This is a genomic window from Pseudomonas sp. RIT-PI-a (genome assembly GCF_001187875.1).
In the GTDB taxonomy this organism is placed as follows: domain Bacteria; phylum Pseudomonadota; class Gammaproteobacteria; order Pseudomonadales; family Pseudomonadaceae; genus Aquipseudomonas; species Aquipseudomonas coleopterorum.
The window spans coordinates 204,249-221,959 of the sequence record NZ_LGIR01000003.1 but is presented as its reverse complement, the minus strand read 5'-3'; the positions used below and the strand labels follow the sequence as shown (position 1 = coordinate 221,959).

Below are 17,711 nucleotides of genomic sequence, written 5' to 3'. Positions count from 1 at the left end.
GAGCTTTTCCAACCCAGTCAGTGGAGAGATCACCTTGGTAGAGTACGTAGTTTCCCTCGATAAGCTTGGTAATAATGATGTGGAACACGTGGGGGGCAAGAACGCGTCCCTGGGCGAGATGATCAGCAACCTGGCCGGTGCCGGCGTGTCGGTCCCCGGCGGCTTTGCCACCACTGCCCAGGCCTATCGCGACTTCCTCGAGCTCAGCGGCCTGAACGAACAGATCCACGCCGCCCTCGATGCGCTGGACGTGGACGACGTCAATGCCCTGGCGCGTACCGGTGCGCAGATTCGCCAGTGGGTCATGGAAGCCGAATTTCCCGAGCGCCTCAACGAAGAGATCCGCATCGCCTTCGCCGAACTTTCCAAGGGCAATCCGGACATCGCCGTGGCCGTGCGCTCCTCGGCCACCGCCGAAGACCTGCCCGATGCTTCCTTTGCCGGCCAGCAGGAAACCTTCCTCAACATCCGCGGCGTCGACAACGTCATCCGTGCGGCCAAGGAAGTCTTTGCCTCGCTGTTCAACGATCGTGCCATTGCCTACCGCGTGCACCAGGGCTTCGACCACAAGCTGGTCGCCCTGTCGGCCGGTGTGCAGCGCATGGTCCGTTCGGAAACCGGTACTGCGGGGGTGATGTTCACCTTGGACACCGAGTCCGGCTTTCGCGACGTGGTGTTCATCACCGGCGCCTACGGCCTGGGTGAAACCGTGGTGCAGGGCGCGGTCAACCCCGACGAATTCTATGTGCACAAGAACACCCTGGAAGCCGGTCGCCCGGCCATCCTGCGGCGCAACCTGGGCAGCAAGGCGATCAAGATGGTCTACGGCGACGAAGCCCGCGCCGGTCGATCGGTCAAGGTAGTGGACGTCGACAAGGCCGAACGCGCGCGCTTCTGCCTGACCGATGCGCAGGTCAGCGAGCTGGCCAAGCAGGCGATGATCATCGAGAAGCACTACGGCCGCCCGATGGACATCGAGTGGGCCCAGGACGGTGACGACGGTCAGCTGTACATCGTTCAGGCGCGCCCCGAAACGGTCAAGAGCCGCTCCAGCGCCAATGTCATGGAACGTTACCTGCTCAAGGAAAAGGGCACCGTGCTGGTCGAAGGCCGGGCCATCGGCCAGCGCATCGGCGCCGGCAAGGTGCGCATCATTCACGACGTCTCCGAGATGGACAAGGTCCAGGCCGGCGACGTGCTGGTTTCTGACATGACCGACCCGGACTGGGAACCGGTGATGAAGCGCGCGAGCGCCATCGTCACCAACCGCGGCGGCCGCACCTGCCACGCGGCGATCATCGCCCGTGAACTGGGCATTCCCGCCGTGGTGGGCTGCGGCAATGCCACCCAGTTGCTCAAGGACGGCCAGGGCGTGACGGTTTCCTGTGCCGAAGGCGACACGGGTTACATCTTCGAGGGCGAGCTGGGCTTCGACATCAAGCAGAACTCGGTCGATGCCATGCCCGAGTTGCCGTTCAAGATCATGATGAACGTCGGCAACCCGGATCGCGCCTTCGATTTCGCCCAGCTGCCCAATGCCGGTGTCGGCCTGGCGCGCCTGGAGTTCATCATCAACCGCATGATCGGTGTGCACCCCAAGGCGCTGCTGAACTACGACACACTGACCCCGGAAATCAAGGACAGCGTCGACAAGCGCGTGGCCGGCTACAGCGACCCGGTGAATTTCTACGTCGACAAGCTGGTCGAGGGCATCAGCACCCTGGCAGCGGCGTTCTGGCCGAAAAAGGTCATCGTCCGGCTGTCCGACTTCAAGTCCAACGAATACGCCAACCTCATCGGCGGCAAGCTCTACGAACCCGAAGAAGAAAACCCGATGCTGGGCTTCCGCGGGGCGTCGCGCTACATCAGTGAGTCGTTCCGCGACTGCTTCGAGCTCGAATGCCGGGCAATGAAGCGGGTGCGCAACGAAATGGGCCTGACCAACGTCGAGATCATGGTGCCGTTCGTGCGCACGCTGGGCGAAGCGTCGCAGGTGATCGACCTGCTCGCCGAGAACGGCTTGGCCCGTGGCGACAACGGCCTGCGCATCATCATGATGTGCGAGCTGCCGTCCAATGCGATCCTGGCCGACGAATTTCTCGAGTTCTTCGACGGCTTCTCGATCGGCTCCAACGACCTGACCCAGCTGACCCTGGGCCTGGACCGCGACTCGGGGATCATCGCCCACCTGTTCGACGAGCGTAACCCGGCAGTCAAGAAGCTTCTGGCCAACGCCATCCAGGCGTGCAACAAGGCCGGCAAGTACATCGGCATCTGCGGCCAGGGGCCATCCGATCACCCCGACCTGGCCAGGTGGCTGATGGAGCAGGGCATCGAAAGCGTTTCGCTGAACCCGGACTCGGTCCTGGAAACCTGGTTCTTCCTGGCTGAAAAGGAAGGCGTCGCCTAAGCACCGCAACACCCAGACCGGTGTGTCCTCCCACACACCCGGTCCCCTGTAGCAGCGGCGCAAGCCGCTTAGCTTGTGATCTTGCTTTTCAAAGGCAAATCAAAAAGCTACGCGGCGTGCGCCGCTGCTACGGTTTCATTCATTCAGATGCAAGTGCCCTATGCAAAGCAGCAGTACCCTCTTTCCCGTCGCGCTGCTCAGTGCCGAGCGTCGCGGCGACCTCAGCGAAGACATCTACCGCATCAAGGCCGCCAACAGCCCCGATCCCAGCGTCGAGCTGGCGTTGACGCGCCTGGGCCTGGCCGATCAGCCCGGCGCCCGCGGAGTGCCGGTGATCCTCCTGCATGGCAGCTTTTCCAACCGGCGCTTCTGGTACTCGCCCAAGGGCATCGGCCTGGGGCCCTGGCTGGCGCGTCGTGGCTTCGATGTGTGGATCGCCGAAATGCGTGGGCACGGTCTGTCGCCGCGCAATCAGCACTACGCCAGCAACACCGTGGCCGACTATGCCCGGTACGATCTGCCGGTGATCGGTGCGTTCGTCGCCGAGGTCAGCGCCCAGACGCCCCACTGGGTGGGGCATTCGCTCGGCGGCATCACCTTGGCAGCGGCCCTGGGAGGCGGCTATCTGCAAGGCGATCTGGCCGCCTCCGCAGCGCTGTTCGGCGCGCAGGTCAGTCGTCGCCACTGGCCTCTGCGGATTCCACCCCTGAACTGGGCCGGTCGCTTGTTGCTCAAGCGTTATCCGCACATTTCCGGCGCCCGGCTCAAGCGCGGTCCGGAAGACGAGCCCGTGGGCGTCGGCCTGGAATGGCTGCGCTGGAAAGGCCTGTTCGGCCGTTTCGGCGACAGCCAGCGTGACTGGTGGGAAGGGTTGCACGAGGTGAAGCTGCCGATCCTGGCGGTGTCCGCCGCAGGCGACCTGCAGGACCCAAGCTGGGCCTGTCGGGACCTCTTCGAGCAGTTCGCGGGCAGCCACAATCAGTTCGTCAACCTGGGTCGCGGCGAGGGCTTCGGCGATGATTTCGATCACGTACGCATGCTGGTCAGTCCTCAGGCCCAGGCCGAGGTCTGGCCGCTGGTCGGTACCTGGCTGAGCGACCCCTACCGGCCATTGCTGCCAGGTGCGACACCGTTGGCGGCGACCTGAGCATGGTCTAGGCTGTGATGGCCGCGCCGCGTCCGGCGCAGCTTTCCGGCTCTTGCAGCCGCCACTCGCCCCAGGAGCAACGCCATGCACTATCTGACCCCCGACCTGTGCGACGCCTACCCCGACGTCGAAGTGCTCGAACCGATGTTCAGCAATTTCGGCGGCCGCGACTCCTTCGGCGGCCAGATCGTCACCATCAAGACCTTCGAGGACAACTCGCGGGTGCGCGAGCAGGTCGCGCTGGATGGCACCGGCAAGGTGCTGGTGGTCGACGGCGGTGGCTCGCTGCGCAAGGCGTTGCTGGGCGACATGCTTGCGCAGAAAGCTGCCGAGAACGGCTGGGAAGGTCTGGTCATCTACGGGTGCGTGCGCGACGTCGACATGCTGGCGCAAACCGATGTCGGTGTTCAGGCCCTGGCCAGTCATCCGATGCCCACCGTCAAGCGCGGCCTGGGCGATCTCGACGTGAAGATCAGCTTCGCTGGCGTAACTTTCATTCCCGGCCACTATCTGTATGCCGACAACAACGGCATCATCGTCTCGCCGAAGGCACTGACCATGCCTGAATGAGAATTTTCCATCAGTAACGGGGACACGATGTTCGAGGAAGAAAACGCGCAGTGGGGGCTGGTGCATGCCCTGGTGCTGGACGGCAAAGGCGGCGCGCGCTCGATTGCCCGGACCGAAATCGATGAATTGCAGCTGCAGCCTCATCAGAGCCTGTGGCTGCACTGGGATCGCAGTCATCCCCAGACCCGCAACTGGCTGCGCCGCAGCAGCGGCCTGAGCGAATTCGCCTGCGACCTGCTGCTCGAAGAGAACACCCGTCCACGCCTGGTGCCGCTGCCCGACGATGAACTGCTGCTGTTTCTGCGCGGGGTCAACCTCAACCCCGGTGCCGAACCCGAAGACATGGTTTCGGTGCGCATCTTCGCCCAGGCCCAGCGGATCATTTCCCTGCGCCTGCGACCGCTCCGCGCAACCGACGACCTGCTCGAGCAGTTTGCAGCGTGCAAGGGTCCCAAGACCGCGTCCGAGCTGATTCTCTACCTGGCCCAGCACCTGACCGAAAAGGTCCAGGCATTGGTCGAGGGCCTCTCCGAAACCGTCGATCTGGAAGAAGACAAGCTCGATGCCGACGAGCGGTACACGCCCGAGCATGGCAGCATTCTGCAACTGCGACGTCGTGCCGCAGGACTGCGGCGATTCCTGGCGCCGCAACGTGATATCTATGGCCAGCTGGCGCGCAACAAGGTGCCGTGGTTCGTCGACGATGACGCCGATTACTGGAACGAGCTTAACAACAGCCTGACCCGCTACCTGGAAGAGCTCGAACTGGCGCGCGAGCGTGTCGGGCTGGTGCTCGAAGCCGAAGACCGGCGCCAGAGCGAGCGGATGAATCGCACCATGTATCGCTTCGGGGTGATCACCGGGATCTTCCTGCCCATGAGTTTTCTCACCGGTCTGCTGGGCATCAACGTCGGCGGAATACCGGGTTCGGACAACCCCTATGGCTTCACCATGGCCTGCGGATTGATGATCGTGGTGGCGCTGGGGCAGTGGTTGTTGTTTCGCCGCTTGCGCTGGGTCTGATCGAGAATTTAACCTCTGCGCGGGACGATCGTTGTGACTCACCGTGCAACGGTCTCGTCTTTGAATGAAATTCGCGAGGTGTGCATGCCTGATCCGTTCGAAGAATCCCTGCGAGACATGCTCAACGCCCAAGCGCCGGGGCGCGACGATCGCGCCGCGCTGGGGCGGGTGCTCAAGACTGCCAATCGGCAAGTCGGCGCAGGTGACCTCTTCAGCCTCATGGGGCGTTGGGGGCAGGCGTTCATGATCGCGGTGAACAGTGGTTCGGCGAATATCGCGCCGGTGTCGCGTCGTAAAAACTCCGCCGCTGCTGCGGATAAGGCTGATTGATCGATGGAACTGGATCCCTGGACCCAAAGCCTGTTTGCGGCGATGACCGCCTTGTGGACCAAGGTCGCCAACTTCATCCCCAACCTCTTCGGTGCGTTGGTCGTGGTGATCCTTGGCTTCCTGGTGGCCAAGCTGCTCGATACCTTGTTGTCCAAGCTGCTGGCCAAGTTCGGCCTCGACCGCCTGATGGCCGGTACGGGCCTGACCAAGTTGCTGGGCCGCGGCGGCCTCAAGGTGCCGATCTCGACCCTGATCGGCAAGATCGTCTATTGGTTCGTGCTGTTGATCTTCCTGGTGTCGGCCGCAGAGTCGCTGGGGCTGCAGCGTGTGTCGGCGACGTTGGACATGCTGGCGCTGTACCTGCCCAAGGTGTTCGGTGCCGCCCTGGTGCTGCTGGTAGGCGTGCTGCTGGCGCAACTGGTCAACGGCGTGGTGCGCGGCGCGGCCGAAGGGGTCGGGCTCGACTATGCTGCAGGTCTGGGTCGGGTGGCTCAGTGGCTGGTGATCATCATCAGCATCTCGGTGGCCATCAGTCAGCTGGAGGTCAAGACCGACCTGCTGAACCATGTGATCGTCATCGTGTTGATTACCGTTGGTCTGGCCGCAGCGCTGGCGATGGGGCTGGGCAGCCGTGAAATTGCCAGTCAGATACTGGCCGGAATCTATGTGCGGGAAATGTTTCAGGTAGGCCAGCAGGTGCAGGTTGGCGAGGTCGAGGGGCAGATCGAGGCGATCGGCACCGTCAAGACGACGGTCCTGACCGACGACGGCGAACTGGTCTCGATGTCCAACCGCGAGTTGCTGGAGCAGCGGGTGAGTAGCCGATAGGTCAACGTTTTGCTAATGTATGCCGCCGCAAAAAGGCTGAGCGATCATGCCGTGGCGGACACTGACCTGACCTTCGGGGACCTGACCTTCGGGCCGACCTGTTTTGAATAAAGTACATACGCTGCCCGTGCGCTACGACCCCCGCGAGCTCTCTGACGAGGAGTTGGTGGCGCGTTCGCACGAGGAGCTGTTCCATATCACACGGGCGTATGAAGAGTTGATGCGTCGCTACCAGCGAACCCTTTTCAACGTCTGTGCAAGATATTTAGGGAACGATCGTGACGCTGACGATGTCTGTCAGGAAGTGATGCTGAAGGTGCTGTACGGGCTAAAGAATTTCGAGGGAAAGTCGAAATTCAAGACGTGGCTTTACAGCATCACCTATAACGAATGCATCACGCAGTACAGAAAGGAAAGGCGAAAGCGCCGCTTGATGGATGCCCTGAGTCTCGATCCGCTCGAGGAGGCATCCGAAGAGAAGGCGCCCAAGCCGGAGGAGCGCGGTGGTCTCGACCGTTGGCTGGTGTACGTGAACCCGATCGATCGGGAGATTCTGGTGCTGCGATTCGTCGCGGAGCTGGAGTTCCAGGAGATCGCCGACATCATGCACATGGGCTTGAGCGCCACCAAAATGCGGTACAAGCGGGCTTTAGATAAGCTCCGCGATAAATTTGCAGACCTGTCCGAAACTTAGTTCGGCGTAAAGGTCTCTAACGTATCGGCAAGGTCTGCTAGACTTGTCGTCGAGCTGCCCCTGGATTAGGGGCGCTTAACAATCACCAGATGGGGATTTAACGGATGAAACTGAAAAACACCTTGGGCCTTGCCATTGGTTCTCTTGTTGCCGTGACTTCGTTCGGCGTATTGGCACAAGGCCAAGGCGCAGTCGAGGTGGAAGGCTTCGCCAAGAAGTACATGACTGACAGCGCCCGTGACTACAAGAACGACGGCAACCTGTTCGGTGGCTCGATTGGCTACTTCCTGACCGACGACGTTGAACTGGCTCTGTCCTACGACGAAGTCCACAACATCCGTAGCGATGCTGGCAAAAACATCAAGGGCGCTGATGCCGCTCTGGACGCTTTCTACCACTTCGGTACTCCAGGCGCCGGTCTGCGTCCGTACGTCTCCGCTGGTTTCGCACACCAGAGCATTGGCCAGGACAGCGGTGGTCGTGACCACTCCACCCTCGCCAAGCTGGGTGGCGGCGCCAAGTACTACTTCACCGAGAACTTCTACGCCCGTGCCGGTGTTGAAGCTCTGTACAACATCGACAAAGGCGACACCGAGTGGGCTCCTGCCGTCGGCGTTGGTGTGAATTTCGGTGGCGGCTCCAAGCCTGCTCCAGTCGCTGCTCCAGCTCCAGTAGCTGAAGTTTGCGCTGACTCCGACAACGACGGCGTCTGCGACAACGTCGACAAGTGCCCTGACACCCCTGCCAACGTTACCGTTGACGCTGATGGCTGCCCAGCCGTTGCCGAAACCGTTCGCGTTGAGCTGGACGTCAAGTTCGACTTCGACAAGTCGGTCGTGAAGACCAACAGCTACGGCGACATCAAGAACCTGGCTGACTTCATGAAGCAGTACCCACAGACCACCACCACTGTTGAAGGTCACACTGACTCCGTCGGTCCTGACGCTTACAACCAGAAGCTGTCCGAGCGTCGCGCCGCTGCTGTCAAGCAAGTGCTGACCGGTCAGTACGGTGTTGAATCCAACCGCGTTCAGTCGGTTGGCTACGGCGAAACCCGCCCAGTGGCTGACAACGCCACTGACGCTGGCCGCGCTGTAAACCGTCGCGTAGAAGCTGAAGTAGAAGCTCAAGCTAAGTAATTAGCGACCGCTTCAACGAAGAGCCCGGCTTAGGCCGGGCTTTTCTTTGCCTGCGATTTGGTGGCCGGCAGGGGCGTCGGCATACCTAACCAGGTCCGAATCTGGCACAATCGCAGCCCTCTATCGCTTCTACCGAGCTCAGCCCGCCTATGTACACTCTGGCCCGCCAGCTGTTATTCAAACTGTCCGCAGAAACCTCCCACGACCTGTCGCTGGACCTGATCGGCGCTGGTGGCCGCCTGGGCCTCAACGGCCTGCTTACCAAGCCGCCGGCACGCCTGCCGGTGACGGTCATGGGGCTGCAGTTCGATAACCCGGTCGGGCTGGCGGCTGGGCTGGACAAGAACGGCGCGGCCATCGACGGTTTCGCTCAATTGGGTTTCGGTTCCGTCGAAATCGGGACGGTGACCCCGCGTCCGCAGCCAGGCAACCCCAAGCCCCGGCTGTTTCGTCTGCCGGAGGCCACGGCGATCATCAATCGCATGGGCTTCAACAACCTGGGCGTCGACAATCTGGTGGCGCGCGTGAAAGCTGCCAAGTATCGGGGCGTGCTGGGTATCAACATCGGCAAGAACCTGACCACGCCGGTCGAGCAGGCGGTCGATGACTACCTCATCTGCCTGAACAAGGTCTACGATCACGCCAGCTATATCACGGTCAACATCAGCTCCCCCAATACCGCCGGCCTGCGCAGCCTGCAGTTCGGCGATTCGCTGAAGCAGTTGCTAGATACCCTGGCCGAACGCCGTGTGGTGTTGACTGTCCAGAGCGGTCGTCACGTTCCCCTGGCGATCAAGATCGCCCCGGACATGAGTGACGAAGAAACCGCGCTGGTGGCTCAGGCGCTGGTCGATTCGGGGATGGATGCGGTGATCGCCACCAACACCACGCTAGGCCGAGCAGGGGTCGAGGGGCTCGTGCACGGGGAGGAAGCTGGGGGGCTTTCAGGGGCGCCGGTGCGCGAACAGAGCACGCACATCGTCAAGGTGCTGGCCCAGACCCTGGGTGGCAAGTTGCCGATCATTGCGGCGGGCGGTATTACCGAAGGAGGGCATGCGGCTGAGAAGATCGCCGCCGGTGCCAGCCTGGTGCAGATCTACTCGGGGTTCATCTACAAGGGGCCGGCATTGATCCGGGAGTCAGTGGACGCCATTGCCGCGCTGCAGGCGACTCGCTGAATCCAGGCGCGAAAGGGGCCCCGTGAAGAGGCCCCTGGGCGCTAGCCCGCCGCCCTGGTTGGGCGTGCATGGTGAACGGGTTAAAAAGGTTTTCAGCCGACGGCGTGAAGTTCGTTGAGCCTATGGATTCCCGCAGTGCCGGTCATACCGTCCCAGTTGTCGCCGCGTCCTTCGCGCCAGCCGTTGATCCAGGCTTGGCGTACCGACGGTAGAGTAAAAGGGCAAAGCTCGCGGGATTTGCCATGGATGCCATACTGGTATCCGCGTAGAAATGCTCGTTCCAACGGATCACGCTTAAGTCTTCTCATAGGGTGTTGCCCTCTGTCTATTGACTGTAATGTCCCGTCGGCCTCGTCTGAGGCCAGGCAGATGGTCTGCCGGTATCGCGCTCGCTGCCGGCGTGGCGAGCAGTGATGTCATCGCCATTGCAGCGACGACCTGAGGTGATTTCTAAACGTTGAACTGCGTCATGTGAATGATCGTTTTGTCATAAGCACGTAACGATTTAGCGGTATGGGCGATAAGTAAGTAGGTGCTTCTGGCGCCCGAGGTCTGCAAGTCCGTCGTGTGCAGGGCCTGCAGCGTGGTTTGAGATCACTATGCCATTGCGAATCATCTCGATTTCGATGTGGCATTAAATCGACGAAGGGTCGCCTGAGCGGCCCTTTTTTCAGCAGAATCACGTTCTGCCTCATCTTTGCGCCGAACATGGCAACAGGTGAGGTGGGCTGACACCATGGTGGTGTCGTTCGGGCGCTCTATTGCGTAAAGCGCCTGGTTGAACCTCGAAAGGGCAATGCGCTTGCCCTCTCATCGATGCCCGCAAGGGCCAGGAAATACCATGTCGGACCGTTTTGAACTGTTTCTCACGTGCCCCAAGGGTCTCGAAGGCTTGCTGGCCGAGGAGGCCACCGCCTTGGGGCTGGAAGAAACCCGCGAACACACTTCCGCCGTGCGCGGGATGGCCGACATGGAAACCGCCTACCGGCTGTGCCTGTGGTCGCGCCTGGGCAACCGCGTGTTGTTGGTGCTCAAGCGCTTTGCCATGAAAGACGCTGAAGAGCTCTATCACGGCGTGCTCGATGTCGAGTGGCAGGACCACCTGCTACCCGATGGCACCCTGGCCGTGGAATTCAGTGGGCATGGCTCGGGCATCGACAACACTCACTTCGGTGCACTGAAGGTCAAGGATGCCATCGTCGACAAGCTGCGCACGCCCAGCGGCGAGCGTCCCAGCGTCGACAAGCTCAATCCGGACCTGCGCGTGCACCTGCGCCTGGATCGCGGTGAAGCCATTCTCTCGCTCGACCTGTCCGGGCACAGCTTGCACCAGCGTGGCTATCGCCTGCAGCAGGGCGCCGCGCCACTCAAGGAAAACCTTGCCGCTGCCATTCTGATTCGCGCTGGCTGGCCACGCATCGCTGCCGCAGGCGGCGCCCTGGCCGACCCGATGTGTGGTGTAGGCACCTTTCTGGTGGAGGCGGCGATGATCGCTGCCGACATCGCGCCCAACCTCAAGCGTACCCGCTGGGGTTTCAGCGCCTGGCTGGGCCATGTCCCGGCCATGTGGCGCAAGCTGCACGACGAGGCACTGGCTCGCGCCGAGGCTGGCTTGGCCAAGACCCCGGCCTGGATTCGTGGCTACGAAGCCGATCCGCGGTTGATCCAGCCGGCGCGCAACAACGTCGAGCGAGCTGGCCTCAGCGATTGGATCAAGGTCTATCAGGGCGAGGTGGCGACCTTCGAGCCCCGTCCGGATCAGAATCAGAAAGGCCTGGTCATCTGCAACCCGCCGTACGGCGAGCGCTTGGGTGACGAAGCCAGTCTGCTGTACCTGTATCAGAACCTGGGCGAGCGCCTGCGTCAGGCTTGCCTGAACTGGGAAGCGGCGGTGTTCACCGGTGCGCCGGACCTGGGCAAGCGCATGGGTATCCGCAGCCACAAGCAGTATTCGTTCTGGAACGGCGCCTTGCCCTGCAAGCTGCTATTGATCAAGGTAACGCCCGACCAGTTCGTCACCGGTGAGCGCCGCACCCCCGAGCAGCGCCAGGCGGCGCGCGAGCAGGCCGAACAGGTGGACACCACGCCACCGCTGGCCGATCCGTATGCACGGGTGAACAAGAACGGCAACCCAGTCAAGCCAGCACCGGCGCCTGCGCCGGTGGTCGAACAGGCGCGGCTGAGCGAAGGCGGGCAGATGTTCGCCAACCGCCTGCAGAAGAACCTCAAGACCTTGGGCAAATGGGCACGACGCGAGGGCATCGATTGCTATCGGGTGTATGACGCGGACATGCCCGAGTACGCCATGGCCATCGATCTGTACCACGACTGGGTGCATGTGCAGGAATACGCCGCGCCCAAGTCGATCGACCCTGAGAAAGCCTCGGCGCGACTGTACGACGCCCTGGCGGCCATTCCACAGGCACTGAACATCGACAAGAGTCGGGTCATCATCAAGCGTCGCGAGCGCCAGAGCGGGACTCGCCAGTACGAGCGTCAGAGTGCCCAGGGCCAGTTCACCCAGGTGCAGGAAGGGGGTGTGCAATTGCTGGTCAACCTGACCGACTACCTGGACACCGGTCTGTTTCTCGACCACCGGCCGATGCGTCTGCGCATTCAGAAAGAAGCGGCCGGCAAGCGCTTTCTCAACCTGTTCTGCTACACCGCCACGGCCAGCGTCCACGCTGCCAAGGGCGGGGCGCGCAGCACCACCAGCGTCGACTTGTCCAAGACCTATCTGGATTGGGCGCGGCGCAATCTGTCCCTGAACGGTTTCTCGGACAAGAACCGCCTGGAGCAGGGCGACGTGATGGCCTGGCTACAGGCCAATCGGGAAGAGTACGACCTGATCTTCATCGACCCGCCGACCTTCTCCAACTCCAAGCGCATGGAAGGGGTGTTCGATGTACAGCGCGACCACGTCGAGCTGCTGGACCTGGCTGTCGCTCGGTTGGCACCGGGGGGCGTGGTGTATTTCTCCAACAACTTCCGCAAGTTCCAGCTCGATGCGAATCTGGCGGAGCGCTATGCAGTCGAGGAAATCACGGCGCAGACGGTGGATCAGGACTTTGCCCGCAACGGCAAGATTCACCGGGCCTGGAAGATCCAGGCGCGGTGACTCCCTGAGGAGATGTGGCGCTGCCTTCGCGGGCAGCGGGCTCAGCCGCCCCCCCGCTCCCACACGTATTGGATGATTACTGGATGTTGGGCGAGGTAGACACGGCCTTTGGCTGCGAGTACAGGTCCAGCAGCGCCTGATCCAGAACCGATGAGGCGCCCCATGGGCGAGGATCGTTGAGAATGGCGACCACCGCCCAGGTGTTGCCGTTGCTGTCGCGGCTGTAGCCGGCGATGGCACGTACGGTGTTCAGGGTGCCGGTCTTGATGTGGCCTTCACCTTGCAGCGCCGTACGCTTCAAGCGTTTGCGCATGGTGCCGTCCATGCCCACGATCGGCATCGACGCCATGAACTCGGCGGCGTAAGGGCTTTTCCAGGCGGCCTGCAGCAAGGTCGCCATCTCCCGCGCGCTGACGCGCTCGTCACGGGACAGTCCCGAGCCGTTCTCCATCACCAGGTGCGACGCGGTGATGCCTTTCTTCGCCAGCCAACCACGAATCACGCGCTGTGCGGCCTTGGCGTCGTCGCCGTCGGCCTCGTTGCGATAGCGTTCGCCCAGGCTCAGGAACAGCTGCTGGGCCATGGTGTTGTTGCTGTACTTGTTGATGTCGCGAATGATTTCCACCAGATCCGGCGAAAAGGCCCGCGCCAGCACGCGCGCGGTCTTGGGCACGGTGCCGACACGGTCGCCGCCCTGGATGGTACCGCCCAGTTCGTTCCAGATCGCGCGGACCGCGCCGGCGGCATAGCTCTGGTGGTCGAGCAGCGACAGGTAGGTCTGCGAGCTGCAGCCTTCGGCCAACTGGCCGCTGACCACGACGGTCATGCCGTCGGCCTGGGTGATCGGGTTGTAGCGCACGTCGCCCGTGCACTTGGTTCCTGGCAGCGCTTTGACCTGGTTGTCGATGCGAATGGTGGCGATCGGTGGTTCGACCGACACCAGCACCTTGCCGGTGTCGTTGCGGGTGACGAAGCGCAAGGCCTTGAGGTTGACCAGCAGGGAGTCCGGGCGGACCAGGAACGGCGCGTTTTCATCGCCACCGTCATCGTTGAAGGCTGGCAACTGCGGCTGGATGAAATGGCTGCGGTCCAGCACCAGGTCGCCGGTCACCTGACGCACGCCGTTGGCGCGCAGGTCACGCATGAGCAGCCAGAGTTTTTCCATGTTCAGCTTGGGATCGCCGCCACCCTTGAGGTAGAGGTTGCCGTTGAGCACACCGTTGCTCAGGGTGCCGTCGGTGAAGAATTCGGTCTTCCACTGATAGGTCGGACCCAGCAATTCGAGGGCCGCGTAGGTGGTGACCAGTTTCATGGTCGAGGCCGGGTTCACTGATACGTCGGCGTTGAACACGGTCGGGCTGCCGGGGCCGTTGAGCGGCAGCATCACCAGAGACAGGGCGTCATTCTGCAGCTTGCTGGCCTTGATGGCCTGTTGAACCTTGGGCGGCAGTGTGGTGTTCAAGGGGGCAGCGCAGAGGGGAAGGGCCAGGGGCAGCATCAGGCCGGCGAGCAATAGTGGACGAAGAGATTTGATCATGTGCTTGAAAACCCTGCGGGCGAGGGGTGACGAAAACGAGGGCCATATAGGTAGATGAAGACCCCCACTACGGGTGAAACCGCCAGCATTATGCCCCAAGCGTTGCCTGCTTTGGCCAGCGGGCACCGGGATGGAGTGAATTTTTCCCATCAAAGCGACCGATCGACCTTAATGTTAGCAAGCTAACCATTGCCTTGACATTGTCTGCCTAAGCAGTAACATTATGTTTCGACGACGTATGAATCATGTACAAATCGTATCCATGCACACGCGCAGACATGCATTCGGCTAACAGGTGGACAGCTTCCGGCCCATGAATCACTACACCCCCGAGAACTTCCATACCTGCAACCTGGGCCTGCTGCTGGGCCGCGGATCAGCGTTGAAGGATCGTTTGTTGGACACGCATCTGGTGCCCTACGGCGTGACCGCAGCGCAATTCAAGGTGCTGATCATCAACGCCCGTTTCGGCATCGACACGCCGGCGGAGATGTCGCGCTACCTGTCGCTGGACAGCGGTTCGATGACGCGCATGCTCGACCGGCTGGAACACAAGCAATTGATCCGGCGCCAGCGCAGCGCCGCCGACCGACGCCAGGTGCAGCTGGTGCTGACCGATGAAGGCCAGGCGCTGGCAGCGCGCCTGCCGGTCATTGGCGCCAACGCCATGAACGAGCTGGTGGGCATGCTCGATCGTGAAGAGATCGTCGAGCTGGAACGGATTCTCAAGAAGCTGTTGCAAGCTTCCGGGGATCCGCTGCTGGCGCTGGGTGCTGCCGCCGGCTGAATACTCCGACGTCAGCGCCCCGACCGATCTGCTCGATGCAACACCGACCGAACCCTTTCAGGTGAACTGCCATGGCCACTGCCACTGATTCCAATGCTTCCCAGCAACCACCCGCAGCGCCGGCGGCCGACGACAAGGCCCCGGCCAATCGACGCAAGCGCAAACTCTGGTTGTTCATCCTGCTGGCCCTGGTGGTGCTGGGCGGTCTGGGCGTCTGGGCCTGGTACACCCTGTACGGGCGCTGGAACGAGAGCACCGACGATGCCTACGTAAACGGCAACGTGGTGGAAATCACGCCGTTGACCACCGGCACGGTGATCAGCATCGGTGCCGACGATGGCGATCTCGTCCACGAAGGCCAGCCCCTGGTGCAGTTCGACCCGAACGACTCGCAGATCGATCTGCAGAATGCCCAGGCCAATCTGGCCAAGGCTGTACGCCAGGTGCGCGGCCTGTACAGCAACGTCGACGGCATGAAGGCCCAGGTGGCTGCGCGCAAGGCGGAAGTGCAGCGCGCCCAGGACAACTATGGCCGACGCAAGAACCTGGCGTCCGACGGGGCGATCTCCCAGGAAGAACTGTCCCACGCCCATGACGATCTGATTTCGGCGCAGAGCGCCCTGAGCAATACCCAACAGCAACTGGCGACCTCGACTGCGCTGGTCGATGCCACCCAGGTGTCCAACCACCCCGACGTGCGGGCGGCGGCTGCACAGTTGCGTCAGGCCTACCTGGCCCATGCTCGTACCACCTTGATCGCCCCGGTGACCGGTTATGTGGCCAAGCGCACCGTGCAGCTGGGCCAGCGTATCGAGCCGGGAACGCCGACCATGGCGGTGATTCCGCTGAACCAGTTGTGGATCGACGCCAATTTCAAGGAAACCCAGCTGCGCCACATGCGCATCGGCCAGCCGGTGGACATCACCAGCGATCTGTATGGCGACGAGGTGAAGTACAGCGGCACCATCGACAGCCTCGGTGCGGGCACCGGCAGTGCCTTCGCCTTGCTGCCGGCGCAGAACGCCACGGGCAACTGGATCAAGATCGTCCAGCGGGTGCCGGTGCGGGTGCACATCAATCCGCAACAGTTGAGCGAGCATCCGCTGCGCATCGGCCTGTCGACGGTGGTGGATGTCGACCTGCACGACCAGAGCGGGCCGGTGTTGGCGCAACAACCGCCGCAGCAGGCGTCCTTCACCACCAACGTCTACGACAAGCAGTTGGGTGAAGCGGATGCCATGATCGCCCAGTTGATCCACGACAACAGCGCAGCGTCCGGCACCACGGCCACCCGCTGATCTACCCGAGCCGGCCCGTCAAGGGTCGGCGCGGTCTCGCATTGCAAAGGGTGGATCATGGATTCCAAAGCCTCGTTCACGCCGCCAAGCCTGTTGCTCTGCACCATCGGCCTGTCGCTGGCGACCTTCATGCAGGTGCTCGACACCACCATTGCCAACGTCGCCCTGCCGACCATTTCCGGCAATTTGGGCGTCAGTTCCGAGCAGGGTACCTGGGTCATCACCTCGTTCGCGGTGAGCAACGCCATCGCCTTGCCGCTGACCGGCTGGCTGAGCCGGCGCTTCGGCGAAGTGAAGCTGTTTCTGTGGGCCACGATGCTGTTCGTGCTGGCCTCGTTCCTGTGCGGTATTTCCACCTCGATGCCCGAGCTGGTCGGTTTTCGAGTTGTTCAGGGGCTGGTCGCCGGGCCATTGTATCCAATGACACAGACCCTGTTGATTGCCGTGTATCCGCCGGCCAAGCGCGGCATGGCGCTGGCGCTGCTGGCCATGGTTACGGTGGTGGCGCCGATCGCCGGGCCGATCCTGGGCGGTTGGATCACCGACAGTTACAGCTGGCCGTGGATCTTCTTCATCAACATCCCCATCGGCCTGTTCGCCTGTGCGGTGGTGCGCCAGCAGATGGCCAAACGGCCTGTGCACCTGAGCCGGCAGCCCATGGATTACGTCGGGCTGATCACCTTGATCATCGGCGTCGGTGCCTTGCAGGTGGTGCTGGACAAGGGCAACGACCTGGACTGGTTCGAGTCCAGTTTCATCGTTATCGGTTCGGTCATCTCGGCGGTGGCCCTGACGGCCTTCGTCATCTGGGAGCTGACCGACGAGCATCCGGTGGTGAACCTGCGGCTGTTCGCGTTCCGCAACTTTCGCATCGGTACGCTGGTGCTGGTGTTCGGCTACGCCGGATTCTTCGGCATCAACCTGATCCTGCCCCAGTGGCTGCAGACCCAGATGGGCTACACCGCGACCTGGGCGGGCCTGGCCGTGGCACCGATCGGCATCCTGCCGGTGTTGATGTCGCCCTTCGTGGGCAAGTACGCACACAAGTTCGACTTGCGTCTGCTCGCGGGCCTGGCGTTCGTGGCCATCGGCACCAGCTGCTTCATGCGCGCCGGGTTCAACAGCCAGGTGGATTTCCAGCACGTGGCCCTGGTGCAGATGTTCATGGGGGCAGGGGTGGCGCTGTTCTTCATGCCCACCTTGAGCATTCTGCTGTCGGACCTGCCACCGCAGCAGATCGCCGACGGGTCGGGCCTGGCGACCTTTCTGCGCACCCTGGGCGGCAGCTTCGCCGCCTCGCTGACGACCTGGATCTGGATCCGCCGCGCCGATCAGCACCATGCCTACCTGACCGAGAGCATCAGCACCTACGATCCGATTACCCGCCATGCACTGGAACAGATGGGCGGCAGTACACCCCAGGCGTATGCACGGATGGAGCAGATGGTGAACAGCCAGGCCTACATGCTGAGCACGGTCGATTATTTCACCCTGATGGGGTGGATCTTCGCCGGGCTCGTGCTGCTGGTGTGGCTGGCCAAGCCGCCGTTCACCGCCAAGGCGGGACCTGCGGCCGGGGGTGGACATTGAGATCGGGCCTCCCGCAGGTGGCGCGGTATCTGTAGGAGCGGCCAGTGGCCGCGAACAGGGCG

The 17,711-nt window shown here is 62.4% G+C and carries 15 protein-coding genes; 13 read left to right on the top strand and 2 right to left on the bottom strand.

Going from position 1 to position 17,711, the window contains the following annotated elements; genetic code table 11:
• Positions 1 to 34: 34 nt before the first annotated feature.
• The 9 genes from ppsA to AC788_RS01560 all read left to right on the top strand — a co-directional run bounded on the left by ppsA (position 35) and on the right by AC788_RS01560 (position 9,319).
• The gene (gene ppsA / locus AC788_RS01600) at positions 35 to 2,410 is read left to right on the top strand and encodes a phosphoenolpyruvate synthase (RefSeq protein WP_049858887.1); all 2,376 of its coding nucleotides are present in this window, start codon (positions 35 to 37) and stop codon (positions 2,408 to 2,410) included.
• Between the two features lie 160 nt (positions 2,411 to 2,570).
• A complete protein-coding gene (locus AC788_RS01595) occupies positions 2,571 to 3,557 on the top strand; it encodes an alpha/beta fold hydrolase (protein ID WP_049858886.1) in 987 nt (328 codons plus the stop codon).
• Between the two features lie 84 nt (positions 3,558 to 3,641).
• Positions 3,642 to 4,127, top strand: coding sequence for a ribonuclease E activity regulator RraA (gene rraA, locus AC788_RS01590; RefSeq protein WP_049858885.1), 486 nt, complete (start codon positions 3,642 to 3,644; stop codon positions 4,125 to 4,127).
• 27 nt (positions 4,128 to 4,154) lie between these two features.
• Positions 4,155 to 5,150 carry a zinc transporter ZntB gene (locus tag AC788_RS01585; RefSeq protein ID WP_049858884.1) on the top strand — a complete coding sequence of 332 codons (996 nt, stop codon included), beginning with the start codon at positions 4,155 to 4,157 and terminating at the stop codon, positions 5,148 to 5,150.
• A gap of 84 nt (positions 5,151 to 5,234) precedes the next feature.
• Positions 5,235 to 5,480 (top strand): hypothetical protein, encoded by a 246-nt coding sequence (locus tag AC788_RS01580; protein WP_049858883.1) that lies wholly within the window; start codon positions 5,235 to 5,237, stop codon positions 5,478 to 5,480.
• A 3-nt stretch (positions 5,481 to 5,483) separates the two neighbouring features.
• A complete protein-coding gene (locus tag AC788_RS01575; protein WP_049858882.1) occupies positions 5,484 to 6,308 on the top strand; it encodes a mechanosensitive ion channel family protein in 825 nt (274 codons plus the stop codon).
• A 103-nt stretch (positions 6,309 to 6,411) separates the two neighbouring features.
• A complete protein-coding gene (sigX, locus tag AC788_RS01570) occupies positions 6,412 to 7,002 on the top strand; it encodes an RNA polymerase sigma factor SigX (RefSeq protein ID WP_082223534.1) in 591 nt (196 codons plus the stop codon).
• A gap of 104 nt (positions 7,003 to 7,106) precedes the next feature.
• A complete protein-coding gene (locus tag AC788_RS01565) occupies positions 7,107 to 8,141 on the top strand; it encodes an OmpA family protein (protein WP_049858880.1) in 1,035 nt (344 codons plus the stop codon).
• A gap of 149 nt (positions 8,142 to 8,290) precedes the next feature.
• Positions 8,291 to 9,319, top strand: coding sequence for a quinone-dependent dihydroorotate dehydrogenase (locus AC788_RS01560; RefSeq protein ID WP_049858879.1), 1,029 nt, complete (start codon positions 8,291 to 8,293; stop codon positions 9,317 to 9,319).
• A 92-nt stretch (positions 9,320 to 9,411) separates the two neighbouring features.
• Here the strand turns inward: AC788_RS01560 and rmf are convergent, their stop codons facing one another.
• Positions 9,412 to 9,627 (bottom strand): ribosome modulation factor, encoded by a 216-nt coding sequence (gene rmf / locus AC788_RS21130; protein WP_008368461.1) that lies wholly within the window; start codon positions 9,625 to 9,627, stop codon positions 9,412 to 9,414.
• A gap of 533 nt (positions 9,628 to 10,160) precedes the next feature.
• Here rmf and rlmKL point away from each other — a divergent pair.
• Positions 10,161 to 12,437 (top strand): bifunctional 23S rRNA (guanine(2069)-N(7))-methyltransferase RlmK/23S rRNA (guanine(2445)-N(2))-methyltransferase RlmL, encoded by a 2,277-nt coding sequence (rlmKL, locus tag AC788_RS01555; RefSeq protein ID WP_049858878.1) that lies wholly within the window; start codon positions 10,161 to 10,163, stop codon positions 12,435 to 12,437.
• A 76-nt stretch (positions 12,438 to 12,513) separates the two neighbouring features.
• Here rlmKL and dacB read toward each other — a convergent pair whose 3' ends face one another.
• Positions 12,514 to 13,974 carry a D-alanyl-D-alanine carboxypeptidase/D-alanyl-D-alanine endopeptidase gene (gene dacB / locus AC788_RS01550; protein ID WP_049858877.1) on the bottom strand — a complete coding sequence of 487 codons (1,461 nt, stop codon included), beginning with the start codon at positions 13,972 to 13,974 and terminating at the stop codon, positions 12,514 to 12,516.
• Between the two features lie 313 nt (positions 13,975 to 14,287).
• On the opposite strand from dacB, the gene AC788_RS01545 reads away from it, so the two are divergent.
• The 3 genes from AC788_RS01545 (at position 14,288) to AC788_RS01535 (ending at position 17,649) form a co-directional block, all read left to right on the top strand.
• Positions 14,288 to 14,761 (top strand): MarR family winged helix-turn-helix transcriptional regulator, encoded by a 474-nt coding sequence (locus tag AC788_RS01545; RefSeq protein WP_049858876.1) that lies wholly within the window; start codon positions 14,288 to 14,290, stop codon positions 14,759 to 14,761.
• A gap of 71 nt (positions 14,762 to 14,832) precedes the next feature.
• Positions 14,833 to 16,059, top strand: coding sequence for an HlyD family secretion protein (locus AC788_RS01540; protein WP_049858875.1), 1,227 nt, complete (start codon positions 14,833 to 14,835; stop codon positions 16,057 to 16,059).
• Between the two features lie 57 nt (positions 16,060 to 16,116).
• Positions 16,117 to 17,649 (top strand): DHA2 family efflux MFS transporter permease subunit, encoded by a 1,533-nt coding sequence (locus AC788_RS01535; RefSeq protein WP_049858874.1) that lies wholly within the window; start codon positions 16,117 to 16,119, stop codon positions 17,647 to 17,649.
• Positions 17,650 to 17,711: the final 62 nt, after the last annotated feature.